The organism is Burkholderia sp. Ax-1724 (assembly GCF_011752995.1).
Lineage (GTDB): Bacteria > Pseudomonadota > Gammaproteobacteria > Burkholderiales > Burkholderiaceae > Paraburkholderia.
Window position 1 is genome coordinate 176836 of sequence record NZ_VWWL01000003.1, and the last position, 16823, is coordinate 193658.

Annotated in this window: 30 protein-coding genes; 11 read left to right on the plus strand and 19 right to left on the minus strand. The window is 61.4% G+C overall.

Annotated elements, in window-relative coordinates:
• Nucleotides 1–18: 18 nt before the first annotated feature.
• The 18 genes from F3J19_RS04750 to F3J19_RS04835 form a co-directional block, all read right to left on the minus strand.
• A complete protein-coding gene (locus tag F3J19_RS04750) occupies nt 19–771 on the minus strand; it encodes a hypothetical protein (RefSeq protein WP_167038317.1) in 753 nt (250 codons plus the stop codon).
• On the minus strand, nt 764–1120 hold the full coding sequence (locus F3J19_RS04755; protein ID WP_167038319.1) for a hypothetical protein: 357 nt from the start codon (nt 1118–1120) through the stop codon (nt 764–766). The genes F3J19_RS04750 and F3J19_RS04755 overlap by 8 nt, the downstream gene beginning before the upstream one ends.
• Nucleotides 1089–1784: a glycosyltransferase gene (locus tag F3J19_RS04760; RefSeq protein WP_167038321.1), complete on the minus strand. Its 696-nt coding sequence runs from the start codon at nt 1782–1784 to the stop codon at nt 1089–1091. The genes F3J19_RS04755 and F3J19_RS04760 overlap by 32 nt, the downstream gene beginning before the upstream one ends.
• Nucleotide 1785: 1 nt before the next feature.
• The gene (locus F3J19_RS04765) at nt 1786–2034 is read right to left on the minus strand and encodes a hypothetical protein (protein WP_167038323.1); all 249 of its coding nucleotides are present in this window, start codon (nt 2032–2034) and stop codon (nt 1786–1788) included.
• Nucleotides 2035–2053: 19 nt separating this feature from the next.
• On the minus strand, nt 2054–2257 hold the full coding sequence (locus F3J19_RS04770; protein ID WP_167038325.1) for a hypothetical protein: 204 nt from the start codon (nt 2255–2257) through the stop codon (nt 2054–2056).
• 178 nt (nt 2258–2435) lie between these two features.
• Nucleotides 2436–4145, minus strand: coding sequence for a portal protein (locus F3J19_RS04775; RefSeq protein WP_167038327.1), 1710 nt, complete (start codon nt 4143–4145; stop codon nt 2436–2438).
• A gap of 26 nt (nt 4146–4171) precedes the next feature.
• On the minus strand, nt 4172–4606 hold the full coding sequence (locus tag F3J19_RS04780) for a hypothetical protein (protein ID WP_167038329.1): 435 nt from the start codon (nt 4604–4606) through the stop codon (nt 4172–4174).
• Nucleotides 4607–4719: 113 nt separating this feature from the next.
• The gene (locus F3J19_RS04785) at nt 4720–4929 is read right to left on the minus strand and encodes a hypothetical protein (protein ID WP_167038331.1); all 210 of its coding nucleotides are present in this window, start codon (nt 4927–4929) and stop codon (nt 4720–4722) included.
• Nucleotides 4930–4940: 11 nt separating this feature from the next.
• Nucleotides 4941–6545, minus strand: a complete 1605-nt coding sequence (locus F3J19_RS04790; protein ID WP_240158744.1) for a terminase — start codon at nt 6543–6545, stop codon at nt 4941–4943.
• Nucleotides 6466–7209 (minus strand): terminase small subunit, encoded by a 744-nt coding sequence (locus F3J19_RS04795; RefSeq protein WP_167038333.1) that lies wholly within the window; start codon nt 7207–7209, stop codon nt 6466–6468. Before F3J19_RS04795 ends, F3J19_RS04790 begins: the two co-directional genes overlap by 80 nt.
• 198 nt (nt 7210–7407) lie before the next feature.
• Nucleotides 7408–7905, minus strand: a complete 498-nt coding sequence (locus F3J19_RS04800; protein ID WP_167038335.1) for a hypothetical protein — start codon at nt 7903–7905, stop codon at nt 7408–7410.
• A gap of 2 nt (nt 7906–7907) precedes the next feature.
• Nucleotides 7908–8189 carry a hypothetical protein gene (locus F3J19_RS04805; RefSeq protein WP_167038337.1) on the minus strand — a complete coding sequence of 94 codons (282 nt, stop codon included), beginning with the start codon at nt 8187–8189 and terminating at the stop codon, nt 7908–7910.
• Nucleotides 8190–8627 carry a hypothetical protein gene (locus F3J19_RS04810; RefSeq protein ID WP_345891004.1) on the minus strand — a complete coding sequence of 146 codons (438 nt, stop codon included), beginning with the start codon at nt 8625–8627 and terminating at the stop codon, nt 8190–8192. It abuts the gene before it with no gap.
• 62 nt (nt 8628–8689) lie between these two features.
• Nucleotides 8690–9796: a hypothetical protein gene (locus tag F3J19_RS04815; protein WP_167038339.1), complete on the minus strand. Its 1107-nt coding sequence runs from the start codon at nt 9794–9796 to the stop codon at nt 8690–8692.
• A complete protein-coding gene (locus tag F3J19_RS04820) occupies nt 9793–10062 on the minus strand; it encodes a hypothetical protein (RefSeq protein ID WP_167038341.1) in 270 nt (89 codons plus the stop codon). Before F3J19_RS04820 ends, F3J19_RS04815 begins: the two co-directional genes overlap by 4 nt.
• Before the next feature lie 76 nt (nt 10063–10138).
• On the minus strand, nt 10139–10441 hold the full coding sequence (locus F3J19_RS04825) for a DUF4406 domain-containing protein (RefSeq protein ID WP_167038343.1): 303 nt from the start codon (nt 10439–10441) through the stop codon (nt 10139–10141).
• A 42-nt stretch (nt 10442–10483) separates the two neighbouring features.
• Nucleotides 10484–10879: an XRE family transcriptional regulator gene (locus F3J19_RS04830; RefSeq protein WP_167038345.1), complete on the minus strand. Its 396-nt coding sequence runs from the start codon at nt 10877–10879 to the stop codon at nt 10484–10486.
• 95 nt (nt 10880–10974) lie between these two features.
• Nucleotides 10975–11169, minus strand: a complete 195-nt coding sequence (locus F3J19_RS04835; RefSeq protein WP_167038346.1) for a hypothetical protein — start codon at nt 11167–11169, stop codon at nt 10975–10977.
• A 32-nt stretch (nt 11170–11201) separates the two neighbouring features.
• Here F3J19_RS04835 and F3J19_RS04840 point away from each other — a divergent pair, with 32 nt between their 5' ends.
• Nucleotides 11202–11603 carry a hypothetical protein gene (locus tag F3J19_RS04840; protein ID WP_167038348.1) on the plus strand — a complete coding sequence of 134 codons (402 nt, stop codon included), beginning with the start codon at nt 11202–11204 and terminating at the stop codon, nt 11601–11603.
• 60 nt (nt 11604–11663) lie between these two features.
• Here F3J19_RS04840 and F3J19_RS04845 read toward each other — a convergent pair whose 3' ends face one another.
• Entirely contained in the window at nt 11664–11891 is a 228-nt protein-coding gene (locus F3J19_RS04845; RefSeq protein ID WP_167038046.1) for a hypothetical protein, read from the minus strand.
• A gap of 93 nt (nt 11892–11984) precedes the next feature.
• On the opposite strand from F3J19_RS04845, the gene F3J19_RS04850 reads away from it, so the two are divergent.
• The 10 genes from F3J19_RS04850 to F3J19_RS04890 all read left to right on the plus strand — a co-directional run bounded on the left by F3J19_RS04850 (nt 11985) and on the right by F3J19_RS04890 (nt 16822).
• On the plus strand, nt 11985–12515 hold the full coding sequence (locus F3J19_RS04850) for a helix-turn-helix transcriptional regulator (protein ID WP_167038350.1): 531 nt from the start codon (nt 11985–11987) through the stop codon (nt 12513–12515).
• Nucleotides 12516–12785: 270 nt separating this feature from the next.
• Complete coding sequence (locus F3J19_RS04855) at nt 12786–13178, plus strand: hypothetical protein (RefSeq protein ID WP_167038352.1); 393 nt, start codon at nt 12786–12788, stop codon at nt 13176–13178.
• Between the two features lie 144 nt (nt 13179–13322).
• Nucleotides 13323–13625, plus strand: coding sequence for a hypothetical protein (locus tag F3J19_RS04860; protein WP_167038354.1), 303 nt, complete (start codon nt 13323–13325; stop codon nt 13623–13625).
• 13 nt (nt 13626–13638) lie between these two features.
• A complete protein-coding gene (locus F3J19_RS04865) occupies nt 13639–13842 on the plus strand; it encodes a hypothetical protein (RefSeq protein WP_167038356.1) in 204 nt (67 codons plus the stop codon).
• Nucleotides 13842–13976: a hypothetical protein gene (locus tag F3J19_RS32955; protein ID WP_275692052.1), complete on the plus strand. Its 135-nt coding sequence runs from the start codon at nt 13842–13844 to the stop codon at nt 13974–13976. Before F3J19_RS04865 ends, F3J19_RS32955 begins: the two co-directional genes overlap by 1 nt.
• A 296-nt stretch (nt 13977–14272) precedes the next feature.
• The gene (locus F3J19_RS04870) at nt 14273–15316 is read left to right on the plus strand and encodes a hypothetical protein (protein ID WP_167038358.1); all 1044 of its coding nucleotides are present in this window, start codon (nt 14273–14275) and stop codon (nt 15314–15316) included.
• Nucleotides 15317–15403: 87 nt separating this feature from the next.
• Entirely contained in the window at nt 15404–15655 is a 252-nt protein-coding gene (locus tag F3J19_RS04875; protein WP_167038360.1) for a hypothetical protein, read from the plus strand.
• Nucleotides 15652–15828 carry a hypothetical protein gene (locus tag F3J19_RS04880; RefSeq protein WP_167038362.1) on the plus strand — a complete coding sequence of 59 codons (177 nt, stop codon included), beginning with the start codon at nt 15652–15654 and terminating at the stop codon, nt 15826–15828. The genes F3J19_RS04875 and F3J19_RS04880 overlap by 4 nt, the downstream gene beginning before the upstream one ends.
• A 29-nt stretch (nt 15829–15857) precedes the next feature.
• Entirely contained in the window at nt 15858–16538 is a 681-nt protein-coding gene (locus F3J19_RS04885; protein ID WP_167038364.1) for an HNH endonuclease, read from the plus strand.
• Nucleotides 16535–16822 carry a hypothetical protein gene (locus tag F3J19_RS04890; RefSeq protein ID WP_167038366.1) on the plus strand — a complete coding sequence of 96 codons (288 nt, stop codon included), beginning with the start codon at nt 16535–16537 and terminating at the stop codon, nt 16820–16822. The genes F3J19_RS04885 and F3J19_RS04890 overlap by 4 nt, the downstream gene beginning before the upstream one ends.
• Nucleotide 16823 lies beyond the last annotated feature (1 nt).

Below are 16823 nucleotides of genomic sequence, written 5' to 3' on the forward strand. Positions count from 1 at the left end.
GTCAGCGAACGAACAGGATTACTGGTTGGTTTGAGACTGCGAGGGGTACAGCTTTTCGGCTGCGGACCTGGGCGCTTCCACGGCGGCCGGTTTGCCGCTGTTCACCGCACCGCCCTCGCCGATGGCTTGCCCGAGCCGATACAGGAAACGAATCACGTCGGGGTTGTTCCCGGCGCCGGTGTAGTCGAACGCCTGCCGGATCTTCGCGGCGTCCTCACCCCCAATCGTGTCGATCGCATTCGCGACCACGGCCTTCATGGGTTCGAAGTTCTTGCCGCCAATTTCTGGGTCGTTCTTCACCGCTTCCTGCCACTGCTTCTGCGTGTCGTACCAGGCTTGCGTGCTGGCATCGGTGGCAGATTTCAGCGTGTTGGCATGGAGATCGACGAGCTGCTGGGCCTGCTCCTGGGTCAAACCCGCTTCACGGGCTTTGTCCTTGAACTCGGTCAGCTTCGCTGCGTCGACCTCGACGCCATCGGGCAACTTGAAATCCGTGTATTCGATCGGCTTCTTCTCGCCGGCGGTATCGCCTTCGGGCTTGCCTGCTTCGCTTGGCTCGCCCGGCTTGGCCGCGCCAGCAGCATCACCGGCGCCAGCTTTGGCATCCGTGCCGGCCTCCACCGCCGCAGCCGCAGGCACGACGGCATCAGCGACGAGATTGCCGGGCGCGACGGGCGCGGCCGGCGCTACGGCCGCAGCACCGCCGGCGGGCGCATCGCCTCCACCTTCACCTTCGAGGAGCACGAAGCGTTGCATCAATCGCTTAAACATTCTGTTTGGCCTCCTTCGCCATCAACAGGTATTGGTCAGGAAACAGCTCGGTCACCGCGTGAAATACCGGCAGCCCGACGGCCCGCTTACCTTCGTTGAAAAACGTCGTCGAGTTGCCCGTAAAACACGGGCTGAAGATCTCGCACGACGCGAGCAACTCCCACATCCACGCACGACCGTCAGGCGACGACATGATCTGCCGCAGTCCATTGGCACGACGATCTTCGAGTTGCTTGACCTTCGAGCGACGCTCGCCGACCTTGCCCGGGTCGCCCGCATTGAACTCGGCGGCACCAGCGTCGGCGCCGTCTTCGATATCAGTGCGCAAGCTGGATTCGTCCTTCGGCATCTGCGATCACTTCCTCGTGATTGGGAATCTGGAACACCTGCTGGCCGATGTGACCGATCTGCATCGTGAGATCGACGTCGAGCCAAACGCTGAAGCCCGCTTCGCGCGCGACGCGGCAGAAGTAATAGTCCTCGCCCTCGATGTGCGCCGGGAGGCCCTCGATCTCGCCATCCTCGTGCGCGGGCGTGCGAAAGTACGGACGCGTCATCTTCTCGAACACGCTGCGGCGAACGAGCAGGCAGCCGGTCGGCAGGCCGCTGACTTCGACAAGACCACTCGCTGCTTCGAGGCGCTCGCCGTCTAGCGTGCGACCTAGGACTTCATACGGCGGCACGCGTTTGCAATAGGTTGCCCCGACGATGTCTTTGTCGTGCGCGATCAGGCGAGTGATCGTGTCGCGCGGGAACAGCAGATCTGAGTCGAGGAACAGCAGCCATTCAGCATTGACGCGCTCGGCCTGCTCGACAAGCGCGTTGCGATTCGTCGCGACGAGCGAGCCCTTCGTGTTCAGGATCGCGAGCGGCATGCGCGTCGAATACGTCAGCGCCGACAGGCGCATGGCGAAGTCGGCATGGACCATGTCATTCGATGGAACGCAGATCGCGACGCCGCGCGGACGGTTCTCGGCAAACGACCCCTCGTACGGAAGCTGTATTTTCGACATGTCAGACTCCCGTGAAAGGCACGATGGTGATGAACGGCGCTTCGTTGCGCAGGAAAGCCTTAACGAAGTCCTCGGCGTCGCACCGACGCGCGAGCCGAAGCCCAAGCGCCTGATCGGGCGTCCATGCGCCGAGCGGCCGGCCGAGTGCGCGGCCCTCGCTCAGCGACAGCACGGACTTCGTCCCTGCGTCGTTCATCTCGATCAGCCAGCCTTTCTGGTCGGTGTCGGCTGCTGCAGCGCGGTCAAGCATTGCGTGCCCTCCTTGGGTCTTAGCTATTTGCGCCCACATCCTGTGCGGACGGGAGCTGCGGATACATGGTCTGCGCAGCCGTCTTGGCTGCGGGCTTCTTCTTTTTTCCAGCTGACTGCTTGGCCGCGTCGGCGAGGTTGGGCTGCGCCTGCTGCATTGCCGCCTGCACTACCGCCGCCGGAATTGCGCCTGGTACGTCGGGCATCACTTCCTCCAATTTCATCGAGGGCAGCACGCCCGCGATCGGTTAATTCCCAACTGACGCGCGGCCAACAGTTCACACGCCGCAGATAACCCCTCGCCACCAGTGAGGCCGCCGTTCGCACATCAACGAAAAGCATCCGCTCCAGCGCGACACGCTCAAGTGCGGCTATCTCGATCTCCACCAGTACGTACATCGATCAGCCATTCCCGACGAGCTTCTGCAGAGCGTTGACGCCACCGCCAACATCGGTATTCGAAAGCACCTGCGCGCCCTGCACTGCGGCCATTGCGTTCGCGCCCTGCTGTTGCTGGGCCTGCTGCTTCGCGCGCTGCGAGCGAATCTGGACGACCTTCGCGAGCGGCACGACGACTTTCGGCGACACGCCGAGCATCTCCGCATACTCGTCGATCATCTCGTCCCAATCGACGTTATCGAGAGCATCTGGCACAGCGCCGGCGATGTTGCCGACGAACTGCGCGAAACGCTCCACGCTCGCGGTCGCAGCGGCTTTCTGCGCCTCGCTGAGCATGGAGATGTACTCGATCTGGATGTGCTGACCCCGCAGCGCGTCGGGAATCGGCGGCAGCAGCCCCTTGCGCAGCATGATGTTGAACGCGCGATTGATGGACGGATCGAGCGCCTCGTTGTCGAAGCGCTCGATCACGGGGCCGAGCTGCACAAGCTTTTCCTCTTTGCGCTCGTCGATCTCGGTCGCGGTACGTACCGTATCGAGCTGGCTGATCATCATGAACAGGTCTTCGAAGAACGTGTCGCCGATGCGTTTGCGCACGTCTTCGATGTCTGCGAGCAGATGCTGGATCTGCGGATTGATCTCGTACGCGGGCTTGAATCCAACGCCGTTCGCAACGTTGTTCACGTACGTCACCCCACCAGGCAGCAGAGACGCCGGCTGATTCTTCAACTGCACGTCTGCGACCATAGGCGGATTGACCATCTTGTCGATCGCCTGTGCCTTGCGCTTCTGCTCGACCTGCAACTGCTTGATGTCGCCCAGCGCATCCATCGCGGGGCTGCGGCCGTACGCGTCATTGCCTGATACGTCCCAGCGCGGCGCGATGAATGGGCGCTCCGGGAATCCGCGCAAACGCAGCACGTCGGTTTCACTGGAACCCAACTCCCAATAAACCTCGCGATATGCCGCGCCGCGGAATCCGCTCGCGCCGGGCAGAAAATCTTCGTTGGGCTCGATAGCATGGCCGATCACAATCTCGCGCGTCAGCGCGGCGCCACCGGTTTGCACTGCCTGTTGAACCGTCGGCGAGCAGTTCGAGAGGCCGAATTCCTTCACGCACTGGTACGTCGTATAGACGAACTCGCGATAGAGCGTATCGACGTCGCCGCGCGGGCCGACGGCAAGGTAGTATTCGCCGGCACATGGGTTATAGCAACGAATGACGGAATCGAAGTCTTCGTAAATGATCATCGGCGCCGTGCCAAACGATCCAAGATCACCATGCAGCGTCGCCATGCTGTTGTAAAAGTTCGAGGAGGCGAATACGCGTTCCATGCGCTTCGTGACCTGATCGAGCCAGAGCTTGACGCCTGGAGCTTCGGCAAGGTCCTGGTCTTCGAGCGTCTGACGAAACCACGGACGGCCCGGCGACGTCATGCCCGACATCATCCCCGACGCGAGCGTGCGCCACGACTTGGTCGCAGAGCTGTCGATGATGCGCTGATTGATCGGGCTTCCGCGATTGACCTTGTTCGGCGTGACGAGCCAGTTGTAGCGGCGCGGCAGCAGATAGTCGGCGATCTCGCGCCAGTGCTGCCACCAAGAATACCGCTCCACGCGCAGGCCGACGAGGCGCTGGTCCACATGCGCGCGCAGCCGGACAATTTCGGGCTGCGTGAGCATCATGGACAGAATCTTCGGCGTGGCTCCCATGCGCGCGGTCTCCAGTTAGCAGTTGATTACGATGCGGTCGACGGCGCCGTCGCACCGTCACCAGTAGGTGCGGACGTAGTCGTATTCGCCGTCGCTGTGGTCTGCAAGGCATCCGGGCTGTCCGTCGCATTCGCTTGGGTCGACGCCGCCGCATCCGGGGCAGCGCTCGCGTTTCCCGGATCACCCGAAGTCCCAGCAGCAGAGGTCGACGAGCCGCTCGACTGCTCCCCCACATTGGCCACCCCTTGCGCGGCGGCCGCGGCGACGGGCTCACCCGGCTCGATCAGTTGCTTCAGACGCGATTCGAGCTCGATCACACGACGTTCGAGGGCGTGATACGCATTAGCCGCTGCTTCGAGGAATTCATGCTCGGCGTTCTTGAGCACCTCTTCCGGGTTCGCGTAGCTCAACGCCTGCGCGACGGCAGCCTTCACTGCAGCAAATTTCTCTTTCAACGACATCGATAGCTCCTCTGTTTGTGTTCCGCGCGGCAAGCCGTCTGTCGGTCTGTCGCAGCGATTAATCCCCGTGGGGCGCTCTCCGCGCGGAACTCGTTTTGGCCTCTCGGCCAGAATCAACTGCCCAGCGTCGTCTTGGTCGTGCTGGCCGGATTGGTCAAACCGGCCGCGCCGGTGATGATCGTGCTCGACGGACCGCCAGCCATCGCCGCGCGCTGCTGCGCCGACTTCGCTGCATCAGCGCCCTGAGCTGACTGCGCGGTCGGCGCCGGCGGCGGCGGAAGCGGTGCGGCAGCGCTCGGCATCGAGGGTTTTCCAAATCCCATGTTTCGCTCCATCAGTTGTACGGGTCGTAGTCTGTCTGGACCTGATTCCCGTGCGCTTCTGCGTACGGGTCGTAATCGGTCTGCGCGTGACCGCGACGCAGACCGTTCGGGATGCCCGCGCGGCCCGCGTGTTCGCGAGCCGCAACCGGATAGGCAAACGTGACTGCCAACGCATCAGCGCGGTCCGGCGATGCGAGCCCGCGCGCCTTCATGTCTTTCTTCGATTCGAGCAGGATCGCGTCGCGCCCGTGCTTCTGCTTATATCCGTACTCAACGCCGATCAACTGCTGCTCAAGGTCGGTGTCGTCCGGGATGGCGCCGTGTCTCAGCCACTCCTTCATCTCGCCCCAGATTTCGGCGCGCTTGTTGAAGTAGCTGATGTGCTCGGTACCCGGCATCGAACGATCCGCTTCGGCGCCGAATGCGACCTCGATCGCCGGATAGCCCAACTGAATCAAGCGATCGACGACGCCACCACCGACACCGCCGACATCGACAAACAGACCATCAGCGTGCAAACGGTCGAACATCTCGGCCACGACAGATGCGATCTTCATCGTGTCGCGGGTCTTCAGGATTCGCCACTCATGCGTGCGCGCGTCGCGACCCTTCCGAACGGCGATAACGGTCTCGTCGCCATCCTCCGAACGAGCGACGTCGACGCCGAGCACGAGCGCATCGTGCAGGCTCGCTGACGCCTCGCGCTTCATCGCCTCTGCTGCTCGGTCGCTCGGTATGAACTGCATCGCACTCGCATTCGGAAATTGACCTCGGACACGCACGCGGACAAAGTCGCTGTCCTCACCGTAGTCCGTCACCCACTTCGCAATCTGCCGTTTGTTCGTCATACGACAAGTTCGCGAATCAACCTGCTTGTGTATCCAGCGGTGTTTCAACCGCCCAAAGCACTCGCGGAACCGTCCAGTGTTCCGCGTAGGGTTGCCTGCGACAAACCAGATGATCTCGGTGTCCTCGTCAGTCAACGCACCCTCTGCAACTTCCCAGATCTTGTCGGCGATCGCCGACCCTTCGTCGAAGATCAGCAGGATGCGATTGCCCTGGTTGTGCAGACCGGCAAACGCTTCCGTGTTCGTCTCCGACCACGGCACTGAATCAATACGCCACGTCTTTTCGTGCTGCAGCTGCTTCGAAAAGATCGCGGTCGCCGTGACCTCGAACCAGTGGCCACAAATACAGAGCCGGTGCCACTTCATCAGCTCCGGCCAGGTCTTCGTGCGCAACTGCGTGTCGGTGTTCGCCGTCACGACGCCACGCGTGTCTTCGCGCGTACAAATCGCCCACAGAATCAGCCAGGCAACGAACGCCGATTTGCCGATACCGTGGCCTGACGCGATCGCAATCTGGATCGCTTCCCGCAACGTCAGCAGGCCATCGCGCAGCCTCGTCAGGATCTCGATCTGCCACTCGTCCGGCCCCTCAAACTTCGCCAACTCGCCGCAGCCCCAATCGAACGCGAAGTAGACGAAGCCGAGTGGATCGCCCACAAAGGCACCGATCTCCTCGACTAGCTCGGCCTCAAGCGCCGCTCGCGTTACCATTCGCGCGACGACGACGTGCGGCTGCGAGCTGCTCAGCCAGCTTGTCGCCGACTTCAACCTCGACCTTGTCCTTCAACATCCCCAAGTGACGCGCGACCAGTTCGGTCGCCTTATCTTTCGAATGCAGCTTCACCTCAAGGCCGTCCTTACCGATCTTCACGCCCGCGTAAAGCGACTTCAAAGCCGGGGGCAGCTTGCGCGTGTCGGCCACGAAGATCTCGCCGCGCCCGTCGCCGAAACACTCGGGGCAATCAGGGTTCGGGTCACGCTTCTTGTTGAAGCCAATGCCACCCAGCTCGTCGAACGGCGGAATCAAATCCTCCGGCGCGCCCTGCTGCATCAGCTTGCCGCGTTCGCGGTTGTAATCCTTGCGGCGCTGCTCCTGCTCAGACGGCGTGCACTGGTATCGGAAGGCAGCGCCCCAGCAGTGCCGACAGCAACCGCGGCGGTATTGCACGATCTCGTTGGTGTCGGACGTCATCACCGCGCGCAACTCACGCAGCACGTCGTCCTGCGTGATTTCGACGCGAGCCATGCGAGCAGAGCGGCGTTCCGCCAGATATGCGACAACCTGAGCATTTCTGAGCAGGCGAGAAGCGTTCACCTCAGCCGAATTGCCAGTAGCCTTGTAACCAGCAGACCTATACGCATCAGTCGCATTGAGGCTGACGAGGAACGCGTCGGCGAATCGCTTCTGCTGTTCGGTCAGTTTCTTTGCCATCGCGCGATTTCAGATCCAGAAAAAAGAAACGCCCGCGCCGGCACTAACCGGAACGGGCGTTTCGAAGTTCAGGAACCCTCGCTAAAAAGCCCCTGAAGGAGACACGGTGGAAATGCAAAAAGCCCACTGGGTTAGAGCGGGCTTTTCACTAGAATTTGCATTTGCTATGGGCGCGAGAACGCCCAACGGAAACAGATTCTACGCGTGCTTTTTTTTGTCTGCAATCTTTTTTTCAATGAGGCCTCTCGCGGCGAGCATGGGCGCAAGTATCGCGAGCGCTGCATTGAAGTCAGCCGCCTGCGTTTCGGGGTTTCGAGGGTTCCTGTAGACTGAGCGCCCAACATTTCGATTGTGCATCTCTGTCTGGATCGCGACACGAAACCTCGTGTCGAGCTTTTCGATGCACTCAGCGACGGCTCGCGCGCGCGCCGCAAGGAGATCATCGTCGACACGATCGTCATGATCCGACTCGTCCCACTGCCGGCTGATCTGGAAGTTGCATGACGACGACCGACGCTCGTAGCCCAACTTGGGGCGGAACGCGTCTTCATATTCGTACCACTCCGCGAGCACATCGCCAATACGATCACTGCCGGCCGGCGCCGAGTCACCCATCTGAACCTTTGACGCTTCCCGAACCCACGCACCCAGCATTCCCATATCCGGTCCCTTATCGTTTTCGTCGATCAGCCGCACGATCAGGCCGCACGGCCGTACAGCATCTTCGCAATCGTCGCATTCAGCACCGCAAGCTCGTCAAGCTTCTTTACCTTCCAGATACGCGCCTGACCGTGGATTCCATTAAATGCACCGCGATGGCAATCGGCACACAACGGGATCGACGTGAACCACTGGCCCTGCTCGATCTCATGTGCCTCGGACGGTCCAGACTGGTCACATACACCGCAATCCATTTCCTTGACGGCGACGATGTGCTGCTGCTCGGCAACCGTCGGCTTACGTTTGTTCTTCGATTGCACTTAGAACTCCTCCCGAATCCACTCACCTTTCACGCGGCGCACTGCGACGAAGCGGGCCCACGGAAACGCGGCGGCTGCAACCTTGATCTTCACGCGAGCATCGTCGGTCCAGAATCCCTTGACCTCGTGCAGCTCGAGCGCGCCGCCGGTCCATACCGCGAAGTCGGGTGTGTAGAAGCACAGCTTCGCGCCAGCGAGCCGCAACTTCATCGCCTCAAATTCGAACCAGTCGATTTCGCCAATATGCTTGCGCGCGCCGAGCAATTGCGCGTAGGCAGCCTCGGTCTTGTTCATTTCGCCGCGAGGCTGACGGCCCAGCGCCTGCATACGCTGCTGGGGCGTCAGCGCGCCGCCAATCAGCTGGCTGATCGGCGCATCCAGAGCCGCGGGCAACGGCGATGCCAGGCGCGCCGCCGCGCCAGCGACCGCATCGCGCACACGCGCCGTGCCAAACATGCCGCCTGCGATCGAGCTTTCCGGGAAGCGGAGTGTGTTTTTGCTCATGATGCATACCAGTCGAGGGGCATCAGGCGTTCGCCAAGCGTCGCCACGATCGTTTGCAGGAATTGGCCGCCGGTCTTCTGGGCATCGCGCAGGATGGCGTCGATCCATGGCCCCTTGCCGGCCGCACGGGCGACTACGGCGCGGTACACCGGCAGAGATTCGTCGCGATGCTTTGGCCGCGCGCCGAGCTTCTCGCCGGCCGCGATCAGCACCGGTTCGCCGGCGAGCCACCAGTCCACATCGGCCGGAGGGACCGATGGCGGCGGCGTTGCAGCCTCGGCATCGAGGAATGTCGAGATGAAGCCCGTGTAGGTCGGCCGGTCGTCGTTTTCCCGCTTGCGCGCCGCCGCGGCCAACGCATGCGCCTCACGCAGTCGCGCGGCCGTCACGCCCTTGCCGACCCACGTCAGCACGTGGGTGCGGTCACGACTTCGATCGACGGTCAGCGATTTGCCGCGCGCAGCCTCAAGCGCAATCAGCAGGTCGGTCAGTTCGCGCTCGGCGTTGGGGTTCGGGTGTGCTTTTTCATTTTCGGCAGCAGCAGCAACGGACTTATCCACAGCGCCGCTCGCGCGCGTTGCTGCTGTAGTCTCTGCTGTAGTCTCTGTCCTGTTAACGGAACCGTGATTGCCCGCTTCGCGACGCCGTGATTGCCCGCTTCGCGACGCCGTGTTTTCCTGTTTCGCGACGCCGTGATTCACGGTTTCCCGAAACCGTTGTTTGCGGTTTCCCGAAACCGTTGTTTGCGGTTTCCCGAAACCGGGATTCATGGTTTCGGGCGAATCATCCGACAGCAGGGCTTCGAGAGCCGATTCATCGATCTTGAAATACACCTTGTGATCGATGCGTTTCTGCGTCTCGATCAGCACACCGCACTTCTTCAGTTTCCGCCGCGCAGTCGCCTGCTCTTCGTGCGTCAAGCCGGTCTCTGACTCAAGCTCGTCGCGGGTCTTGTGGACCCCTAGCGGGCTCTCAGCCTTGTCCTGCCAGTAGAAAATCTGACAGAAGAGCACGGCCGCATTTACGCCCCCCAGACGCTTTGCCAGCATGGGGTAATAGGCGATGGGTCGGCCGATTTCGCGAAGCAGATCAGCAGCCTTCACGCAGGAACCCTCGAATCGATCGTCAACCGGTAGTGCACGCCTCGGCCTGGCGCCGGGATGAAGGCGATATAGCCCTCGCGCGCCAGTTCGGCGATGTACTTGCGCGCCGCCGATTCGCTGATGCCGCAAGCCGACGTGACCTTGTGGATGGGCAGGCTGGCCTCCTGGCTGGCGCGGTGGGCGCTGCGCGCGAGCTGAAGCATGACGATCTTCTTCAGGCCCGGCATGTCGAAATCCCAGGCGACTACTTCGTGAACGAGGCTCATCGGGTGGACCTCCAGCAAAAGATGGCCGAGCCGATGAAGAGGCTCAGCATTACCAGCGAAACAAAATCAGCGTCGTTCATGCGAACTCCTTCTGGGCTGCGTAGAGAATGGTCATGCCAAGCTCGACCGCGATATGGCGCTCCAGACGGGCTCCGCGCGAGTCTTCGAATCCCGGCAGCAGGTAGATCGCCTCGCACGTCACGAGCTCGCGGATATCGGCCCGCATGCACGCTGCCCATGCGGCCGTCGGGTCGGCGTTGATCTCGGCGGGATTGATGACTTCGTGACCTTCTGCGCGCAAGCGCGCCGCCGCGGCGTGGAACGCCGGGAAGTTGAGGTCGGGGATGCCCGTCATCGGGCCCGCTACGTAAATCCTCATCGGCTGCTCCCAATAAATGCAAACAGGCATGCGGCGCGCCGCTCAGGCGGCAACCATGCGGTCAGCGAGAGCCTTCACCTCTTCCCAGATCCGGAAGCCTTTCTTCCGGTTCAGGTACTGGCTGATCGCGTTGTTGCCGAGTTCTTCCTCGACCACGTCGATCTTGTCCGGTGGCAACTCGCGCCGCCGGCGACCCTTGCGGTCGTTCGCTTCCTCGTTGAAGTAGTCGGTCACGAAACATGCGCGCAACCCGCAACGTTCGGCGAGGCCAAGCTTCGTCAGGTTCTCGACGCGCCGCCAGTCCCACGCAAGCCGGCATGCATCGCGGAATGTCTTGCACTGCGCGATCAGATCGGTCGGCACGAACACGAGATCGCCGTGAGGCTCGGGTCGCACGCGCTGGCGACCGATGGTCTGGAACAGGCGGATAATCGTCATAGCGAGAAACCTCCCTTATTGCGAAAAACAATCGCTTTTGTTCTTGAATTTGCACTCATCGTGTCGCCAAAATTTTTTGGCGAGCAGCAGCGCAGTTAGTCGGAGACGCCAGCGGCAGCCCTGTTCAGCGCGCGAAACTCCGCAACCAGTTCCGTGCGCACCCGGGCAAGTTCTTCGCCGCGGGCGCCGCGGCGGTATTCCTCGCAGATCAGCGCCGTCAGATAACCGACCTGATCCGGTGCCAGGCGGACGGTATCGACCGCGCCCTGCTCTGCGTTTTGGCTTTCCATCTGTACCTCCATCAAATAAAAAAGGACGACACATGCAACTCGCTACCAACTCAATGACTTTCGGGATATGCGCACTCTCGCTCACCATCCTCGCAGCCTGCGCGCCAGTTAAGCGCTGGACGCCTGGGCCGCAGCCAGGCGCGGCTGACTATGAAGCGCGCACGAACTGCATGTTTCGCGAAACCGCCAAGCAGATATCCAGATACCAGGCGCAACACCTGAATGTGGATATGGACCTCTCCAGCGCCGCAATTGCCACCTCCGTTACGGGTATTTGCAGTGGGGACATCTGGATGAAGATGCAACGTGCAACACCCACCCCAAGCGTGGACGACTCAAACTACGCCATTGAGCGAATGGAGATAGATCGTTTAGAAACGGAGCAATACGCGGAAAGTATTGTTCGCAGCCAACTCAAAACCCTCCAGAGGTAACAATGCTCAATGCAAGCAAAAGGCAAAAGAATCACTTAACTCACCTTGGCCTCCTGATCATTAATCGCATCGGCATGCACATCGCCCCCCTGACAGTGATTCGACCGACTCAGAGGGAGCTTCCAGCACCAGCACATCGGGGCGAGCCACCCTCAAAAATTGCAGTCGAGCCTTGGGAATACCAAGCTTTCGCCAACCCGACACGGATGCCGGCTCGATCTCAAAAAGCCGCGCGGTCTCAGACGTGCCGCCCAAGCGATCGATGACGACATTCGGGTCGATGGTCATTACCATTTCCTGTGAAAACACACACGCATTTTAGGTTGACCTAATACAAAAATGCAAGGGATACCTAAAATACTTTCCGTTAGGCTTACCTAAATGGAAACTTGGAATAAGCGCCTGGCTCAGGCTTTGGAAGAGAGCGATTACACGGCAAACCGGCTCGCTGGCATCATCGGTGTCAGCGCACCAACCGTGTCGGCGTGGATAGGGTCTGGCAAGATCGCGCCGGCACAGGACATCACCGCAAACAACCTGTGGCGCGTATGCGATCTACTCAACGTAAGGCCCGAATGGGTTCTATACCGGCGCATGCCGAAGGTGCTGCGGGCAAATTCGGACCAAGGGTTAACGGCAAAGAAAGATGCATCTGAAGCGGATGTTTACCATGATTCCTTGCAGACTCCCAACAGCGTAAAAGATACGACTACAGCAGACGCCGACCAGTTAAAAGAACTGATAGTACAGGCCGTCACTGGAGAGGGCCTTTCGAACGAGTTGTTGAACGCTATTGCGTGGATGATCCGCGCAGGATCGAACACGCCTGTTCGGGGCGACCAGCACCATACAAAAACGGTCAAACTGAAACATGCACGGCCAGCCCCGAGGAAGGCGACCGGTACGGGCTGAGGTGATTGATCTCAACGCGTACCGCACATCACGACGACGGTTCGTGGCTAGCAAGCCGCGAGAGCCTGAAGGCGACGAAAACGCCAGTGTCTACGTACACCTCGACTCCGGCGGCAGGCTTGCGTATGGGCTCGCGCGGGCCGATAGGGACAACGCCCTATTTCTCCTCGAGCCAACGCTATACCTCGCAGGACAACTTCTAAAAATAGCCATCGACGAGGAAACACAGTGATCAGGGATCTCATGAGAAGAATCGCAATCGGAGCATTCGTGGCAGTGGCACTGACCGCGTGCTCGTTCAACGCGACACTTATGTCGCGCGACTCGGGCCGCACCTATACCGGTGAATTGGTGGGGAACGGCATGGGGGTTGGCACCATGAGCGTCACGATCGACAGCGCCACTTATTCTGGCCCGGCGGCACGCGTAGGGTCGAACGACACGTTTGGCTTTGCTTCGGCGTACGGGTTCAACAATCATGGCGGCAGCGCATCCAGCTTTGCCAGCAGCTACTCCTCTGGCGACAAATTCGTTAAAGCACTCCTATCGTCGGCCGACGGGCACGGACTTCGGTGCGACCTGCGCGGACAGGGGCATTCCGGGGGCGGCATTTGCGTTGATGATGCGGGCAAGGTCTACGATGTGGTGCTGGTTCAGAAATGAAGGGGCAGTAGCCGCAAAAATCCCGCTTCGGCGGGATTTTTTTTGCCCCCGTTTTTAGTCAAACCTAAAAATAGCTTGCGCGGTTATTTAGGTTGGCCTAATATTGTCTCAACGCACCTTCACCCCCCCCCATGCGGAGAGACCATGCTCAAGAGAACGATTGCCGCCGCGAAGTCGATCGCACGGCGCGGCGCCAGGCAGGCGCCCACACTGAAGAAGCCGCGTACGGCGCACGATCACGCAATGATTGCGCGCGCAGTCGCCAAGCGCGAGCGCAAGGCAGCAAAGCGCCGGCTCGACGCCGAGCGGACCGTGTCGGGTCAGGAATTCGCATTCGACCGGATCATCTGCCGTGTGCGCCATGAGCGCCTGATTCAGCATCAGTGGCGAGTGGCCGATGAGGCAGCCGCCGCCGCGCGAGTCTGGATCGAAGCCCTTTCAGTCTGAGCGAGCGACGATCATGGCTATCCAGACCGTTCCCCGCTTCACCGCCGAGACGCGCACCGCTGACGAAGTCGAGTACTTCTCGCGCGGCGGCTTGACCGATGCCGAGCTCGCCTCCTATGCGCGGCGCACGACCCGGCACCCGGGTTTGTGCTTCGCCGTGCTCGCCGCTTCCCCGTTCGTCGCCGAACTGATTTGCCGCCTTCTGGGTGCCTGGTAATGAAAGCGCTTCTGTTCCTCTGGGCTCGGGCGCTGGTCGTGCTCGTCGCTGCGGTTCTCGTGCTCGCTGTTGTTCAGCAGTGGGATGAGGTTGAAACGCAGCATGTACGCGTGTCGCTGGGTCGGGGTGCCTGATGCGCACCCTCTGGCAGATCGTCGAAGACATCGCTAATCACTCACTCTCGCGCCGGGATGGCTTTCGGCTTCTGCGAGCCATGGTTCGTGCCGGCTGGAGGCGCTGATATGTGCTCCGGATCGACTGCCATTCTTGTTATTGCTGTGGTTGTGCTGGGCGCTGCAGCCGGCGTGCTGCTGGGCCTGCTTCACGTTTATTTGCGGAAAGACTGATTGCTGAAGACCCTCGGAGTCGCGTATGTGGCGCGACCTTTTGTCCGGCGCCAGTATGGGTCGGAGCTTTTTAAGGATACCAAATGAAACTCACGATTGAAAATCTCGACACGATCACGCTCAGCCATGGCAAGCATATTGGCCCGGATGAGGGGATGTGCCTGCTCGAAGCGACCGCGCTCTTTTCTGGCGAGCCGTTCGGCGACCATCCGGTTTGTGTCGATTCGGTTCTCGCAGCGTTTGGCATGTCGTGGAATGACGGCATGCGTTCGGATGAAGAGCGTGCCCAGCTCAAGCAATATATCGCACGCCTGCCCGGAACAGCTAAGGGTCCGACGCTTTCGCAAAAGCGGGCGTGGATGGCAGTCGACTGGCTGATTCGCGTTCACGCGGCTGCATGGCTTTGCCTGACGCCAGCGCTCGCTCCACACGGCGAAGCGCTGAAAGCGCTGGAGCCGATCTCGTGCGAGGCCGACCTTAGTCGGGCGATGCCAGCACTTGATAAAGCGCGCACCAGCGCGCGAGAGGCACGGGCTGCCGCACGGGCTGCCGCATGGGCTGCCGCATGGGATGCCGCACGGGATGCCGCACGGGATGCCGCAGGGGATGCCGCAGGGGCTACCGCAGGGGCTGCCGCAGGGGCTACCGCAGGGGCTGCCGCACGGGATGCCGCAGGGGATGCCGCACGGGATGCCGCACGGGCTGCCGCATGGGATGCCGCATGGGCTGCCGCACGGGATGCCGCACGGGCTGCCGCATGGGATGCCGCATGGGATGCCGCAGGGGATGCCGCATGGGATGCCGCAGGGGCTGCCGCAGGGGCTGCCGCAGGGGCTGCCGCAGGGGCTACCGCACGGGATGCCGCACGGGCTGCCGCACGGGATGCCGCACGGGATGCCGCACGGGATGCCGCACGGGCTGCCGCATGGGATGCCGCATGGGATGCCGCATGGGATGCCGCATGGGATGCCGCAGGGGCTGCCGCAGGGGCTGCCGCAGGGGCTGCCGCATGGGATGCCGCATGGGATGCCGCAGGGGCTGCCGCATGGGCGAAGCTCGAACCTACGGTTAAGGCCCTCCAGGGCGCCGCGCACGAACTTTTCTCGCGAATGATCGACTTGGAGTAAGCGCGCCGCCGCGTGACTGGCCCGGCGCGGCCGGTCTCGCTGCTGAGCAAATTTACGCTCCGCCAGCGATCCAAATAGAGGTACGCCATGCGTGAAAAGATCACAAAGACTCCGGAAGCCATTAAGGCCGAGCAGGAACAGGTCGAAAAGATGCGTGAAGAGCTTAAGGCTCTGTGCAATCGCGTTCCTCCGGCAGTTCTCTCCGGCAGTTATCAGACGGCCGTTGCGTGGAAGAAGGCAGCGTCGGACGCATACAAACTCGCCACGTCGAAGGCGCCCATGCTCTCGAAACTCGTCGATGCACGGACTGCAATGCAGCTTGCAGCGCGTGCCACATGAGGGTCGGCCAGCTGATGGACGCGCTTCGGCAGTTCAACACGGACGCTGAAGTCGCGGTGCGCACACATTCCGATTTCCGTCAGGTGAAGTTCCTCGAGCGTAGCGACGGTGGCATGGCGCTGATCGACATCAGGTTTAGCGATCGCATCGACGATGAGCGTGACGACGACTGATCCCCTCCTACACAGTTATCGGAATAGACATGGCACGCCAGTTCTGGACTACCGCCGAGATTGAGCGCCTGAAGCGCGAATACGCTGATTCTCACACGCCCACGCTTGCGCGCTCAATGGGGCGACCAATCGGAGCCATGTATCAAAAGGCCCAAGCCCTCGGATTGTATAAGTCGGATGCGTATCTGGCTGGCCCCCATGCCGGGCGTGCGGATGGTGTGCGCGGCGGTGCTACGCGCTTCAAACCTGGGCAGACATCGTGGAACAAGGGCGTGAGGGGTATTTGCGGCACGCATCCGAACTCTCGCCGGACGCAGTTCAAACCGGGCCGCGCTGCGTCTGAGGCGCGCAACTACGCCCCCCTCGGCTCGCTGCGCATCAGCAAGGATGGCTATCTCGAACAAAAGGTCACCGACGATCCGTCGATCGCTCCCGCGCGGCGGTGGACTGGAGTGCATCGCCTCGTGTGGGAAGCCGCCAGCGGCCCGATTCCCGCAGGCCATGTCGTCTGCTTCCTGCCGGGACGCCGCACTGCGGAACTCGAAAAAATTACGCTCGACGCGCTGGAGCTCGTTCACCGCGCCGAGCTCGCACACCGCAATCATCCTCGATCGCGCGATCCGGAGCTAGCGAAGCTGGTTCAGCTGAAAGGCGCGATCACCCGTCAAGTCAACAGAATCGCCCGAGAAGCGAAGGAGCAATCGTCATGAGCACGATCACCGACATGCGCGAACACCTGATGCAGACGCTTGCGTCGCTGCGTGACCGCGATAACCCGATGGACGTCGAGCGAGCACGCGCCGTGGCCCAAGTCGCCAGCGTGCTGGTCGACAGCGCCAAGGTCGAGGTTGACTACATCAAGGCGACGGGCGCCACCGGCAATTCGCTGTTCATCTCGCCGCTCAACGCTGATCCGAGCCGCCTGCTTGGCAGCGAGAGCAAGGGATCGATCGAGCGTACGACCACTGGCTTTGTCCATCGGATGAAAGGCTAAC

Coding starts and splice junctions, on each gene's coding strand:
- F3J19_RS04775 (WP_167038327.1), bottom strand. CDS start 4,145: ATGGGAGCCACGCCGAAGATTCTGTCCATGATGCTCACGCAGCCCGAA.
- F3J19_RS04750 (WP_167038317.1), bottom strand. CDS start 771: ATGTTTAAGCGATTGATGCAACGCTTCGTGCTCCTCGAAGGTGAAGGT.
- F3J19_RS04825 (WP_167038343.1), bottom strand. CDS start 10,441: ATGAGGATTTACGTAGCGGGCCCGATGACGGGCATCCCCGACCTCAAC.
- F3J19_RS04885 (WP_167038364.1), top strand. CDS start 15,858: ATGGCACGCCAGTTCTGGACTACCGCCGAGATTGAGCGCCTGAAGCGC.
- F3J19_RS04840 (WP_167038348.1), top strand. CDS start 11,202: ATGCAACTCGCTACCAACTCAATGACTTTCGGGATATGCGCACTCTCG.
- F3J19_RS04760 (WP_167038321.1), bottom strand. CDS start 1,784: ATGTCGAAAATACAGCTTCCGTACGAGGGGTCGTTTGCCGAGAACCGT.
- F3J19_RS04795 (WP_167038333.1), bottom strand. CDS start 7,209: ATGGCAAAGAAACTGACCGAACAGCAGAAGCGATTCGCCGACGCGTTC.
- F3J19_RS04865 (WP_167038356.1), top strand. CDS start 13,639: ATGGCTATCCAGACCGTTCCCCGCTTCACCGCCGAGACGCGCACCGCT.
- F3J19_RS04890 (WP_167038366.1), top strand. CDS start 16,535: ATGAGCACGATCACCGACATGCGCGAACACCTGATGCAGACGCTTGCG.
- F3J19_RS04755 (WP_167038319.1), bottom strand. CDS start 1,120: ATGCCGAAGGACGAATCCAGCTTGCGCACTGATATCGAAGACGGCGCC.
- F3J19_RS04875 (WP_167038360.1), top strand. CDS start 15,404: ATGCGTGAAAAGATCACAAAGACTCCGGAAGCCATTAAGGCCGAGCAG.
- F3J19_RS04765 (WP_167038323.1), bottom strand. CDS start 2,034: ATGCTTGACCGCGCTGCAGCAGCCGACACCGACCAGAAAGGCTGGCTG.
- F3J19_RS04785 (WP_167038331.1), bottom strand. CDS start 4,929: ATGGGATTTGGAAAACCCTCGATGCCGAGCGCTGCCGCACCGCTTCCG.
- F3J19_RS32955 (WP_275692052.1), top strand. CDS start 13,842: ATGAAAGCGCTTCTGTTCCTCTGGGCTCGGGCGCTGGTCGTGCTCGTC.
- F3J19_RS04850 (WP_167038350.1), top strand. CDS start 11,985: ATGGAAACTTGGAATAAGCGCCTGGCTCAGGCTTTGGAAGAGAGCGAT.
- F3J19_RS04820 (WP_167038341.1), bottom strand. CDS start 10,062: ATGAGCCTCGTTCACGAAGTAGTCGCCTGGGATTTCGACATGCCGGGC.
- F3J19_RS04860 (WP_167038354.1), top strand. CDS start 13,323: ATGCTCAAGAGAACGATTGCCGCCGCGAAGTCGATCGCACGGCGCGGC.
- F3J19_RS04835 (WP_167038346.1), bottom strand. CDS start 11,169: ATGGAAAGCCAAAACGCAGAGCAGGGCGCGGTCGATACCGTCCGCCTG.
- F3J19_RS04880 (WP_167038362.1), top strand. CDS start 15,652: ATGAGGGTCGGCCAGCTGATGGACGCGCTTCGGCAGTTCAACACGGAC.
- F3J19_RS04830 (WP_167038345.1), bottom strand. CDS start 10,879: ATGACGATTATCCGCCTGTTCCAGACCATCGGTCGCCAGCGCGTGCGA.
- F3J19_RS04870 (WP_167038358.1), top strand. CDS start 14,273: ATGAAACTCACGATTGAAAATCTCGACACGATCACGCTCAGCCATGGC.
- F3J19_RS04845 (WP_167038046.1), bottom strand. CDS start 11,891: ATGACCATCGACCCGAATGTCGTCATCGATCGCTTGGGCGGCACGTCT.
- F3J19_RS04770 (WP_167038325.1), bottom strand. CDS start 2,257: ATGAAATTGGAGGAAGTGATGCCCGACGTACCAGGCGCAATTCCGGCG.
- F3J19_RS04780 (WP_167038329.1), bottom strand. CDS start 4,606: ATGTCGTTGAAAGAGAAATTTGCTGCAGTGAAGGCTGCCGTCGCGCAG.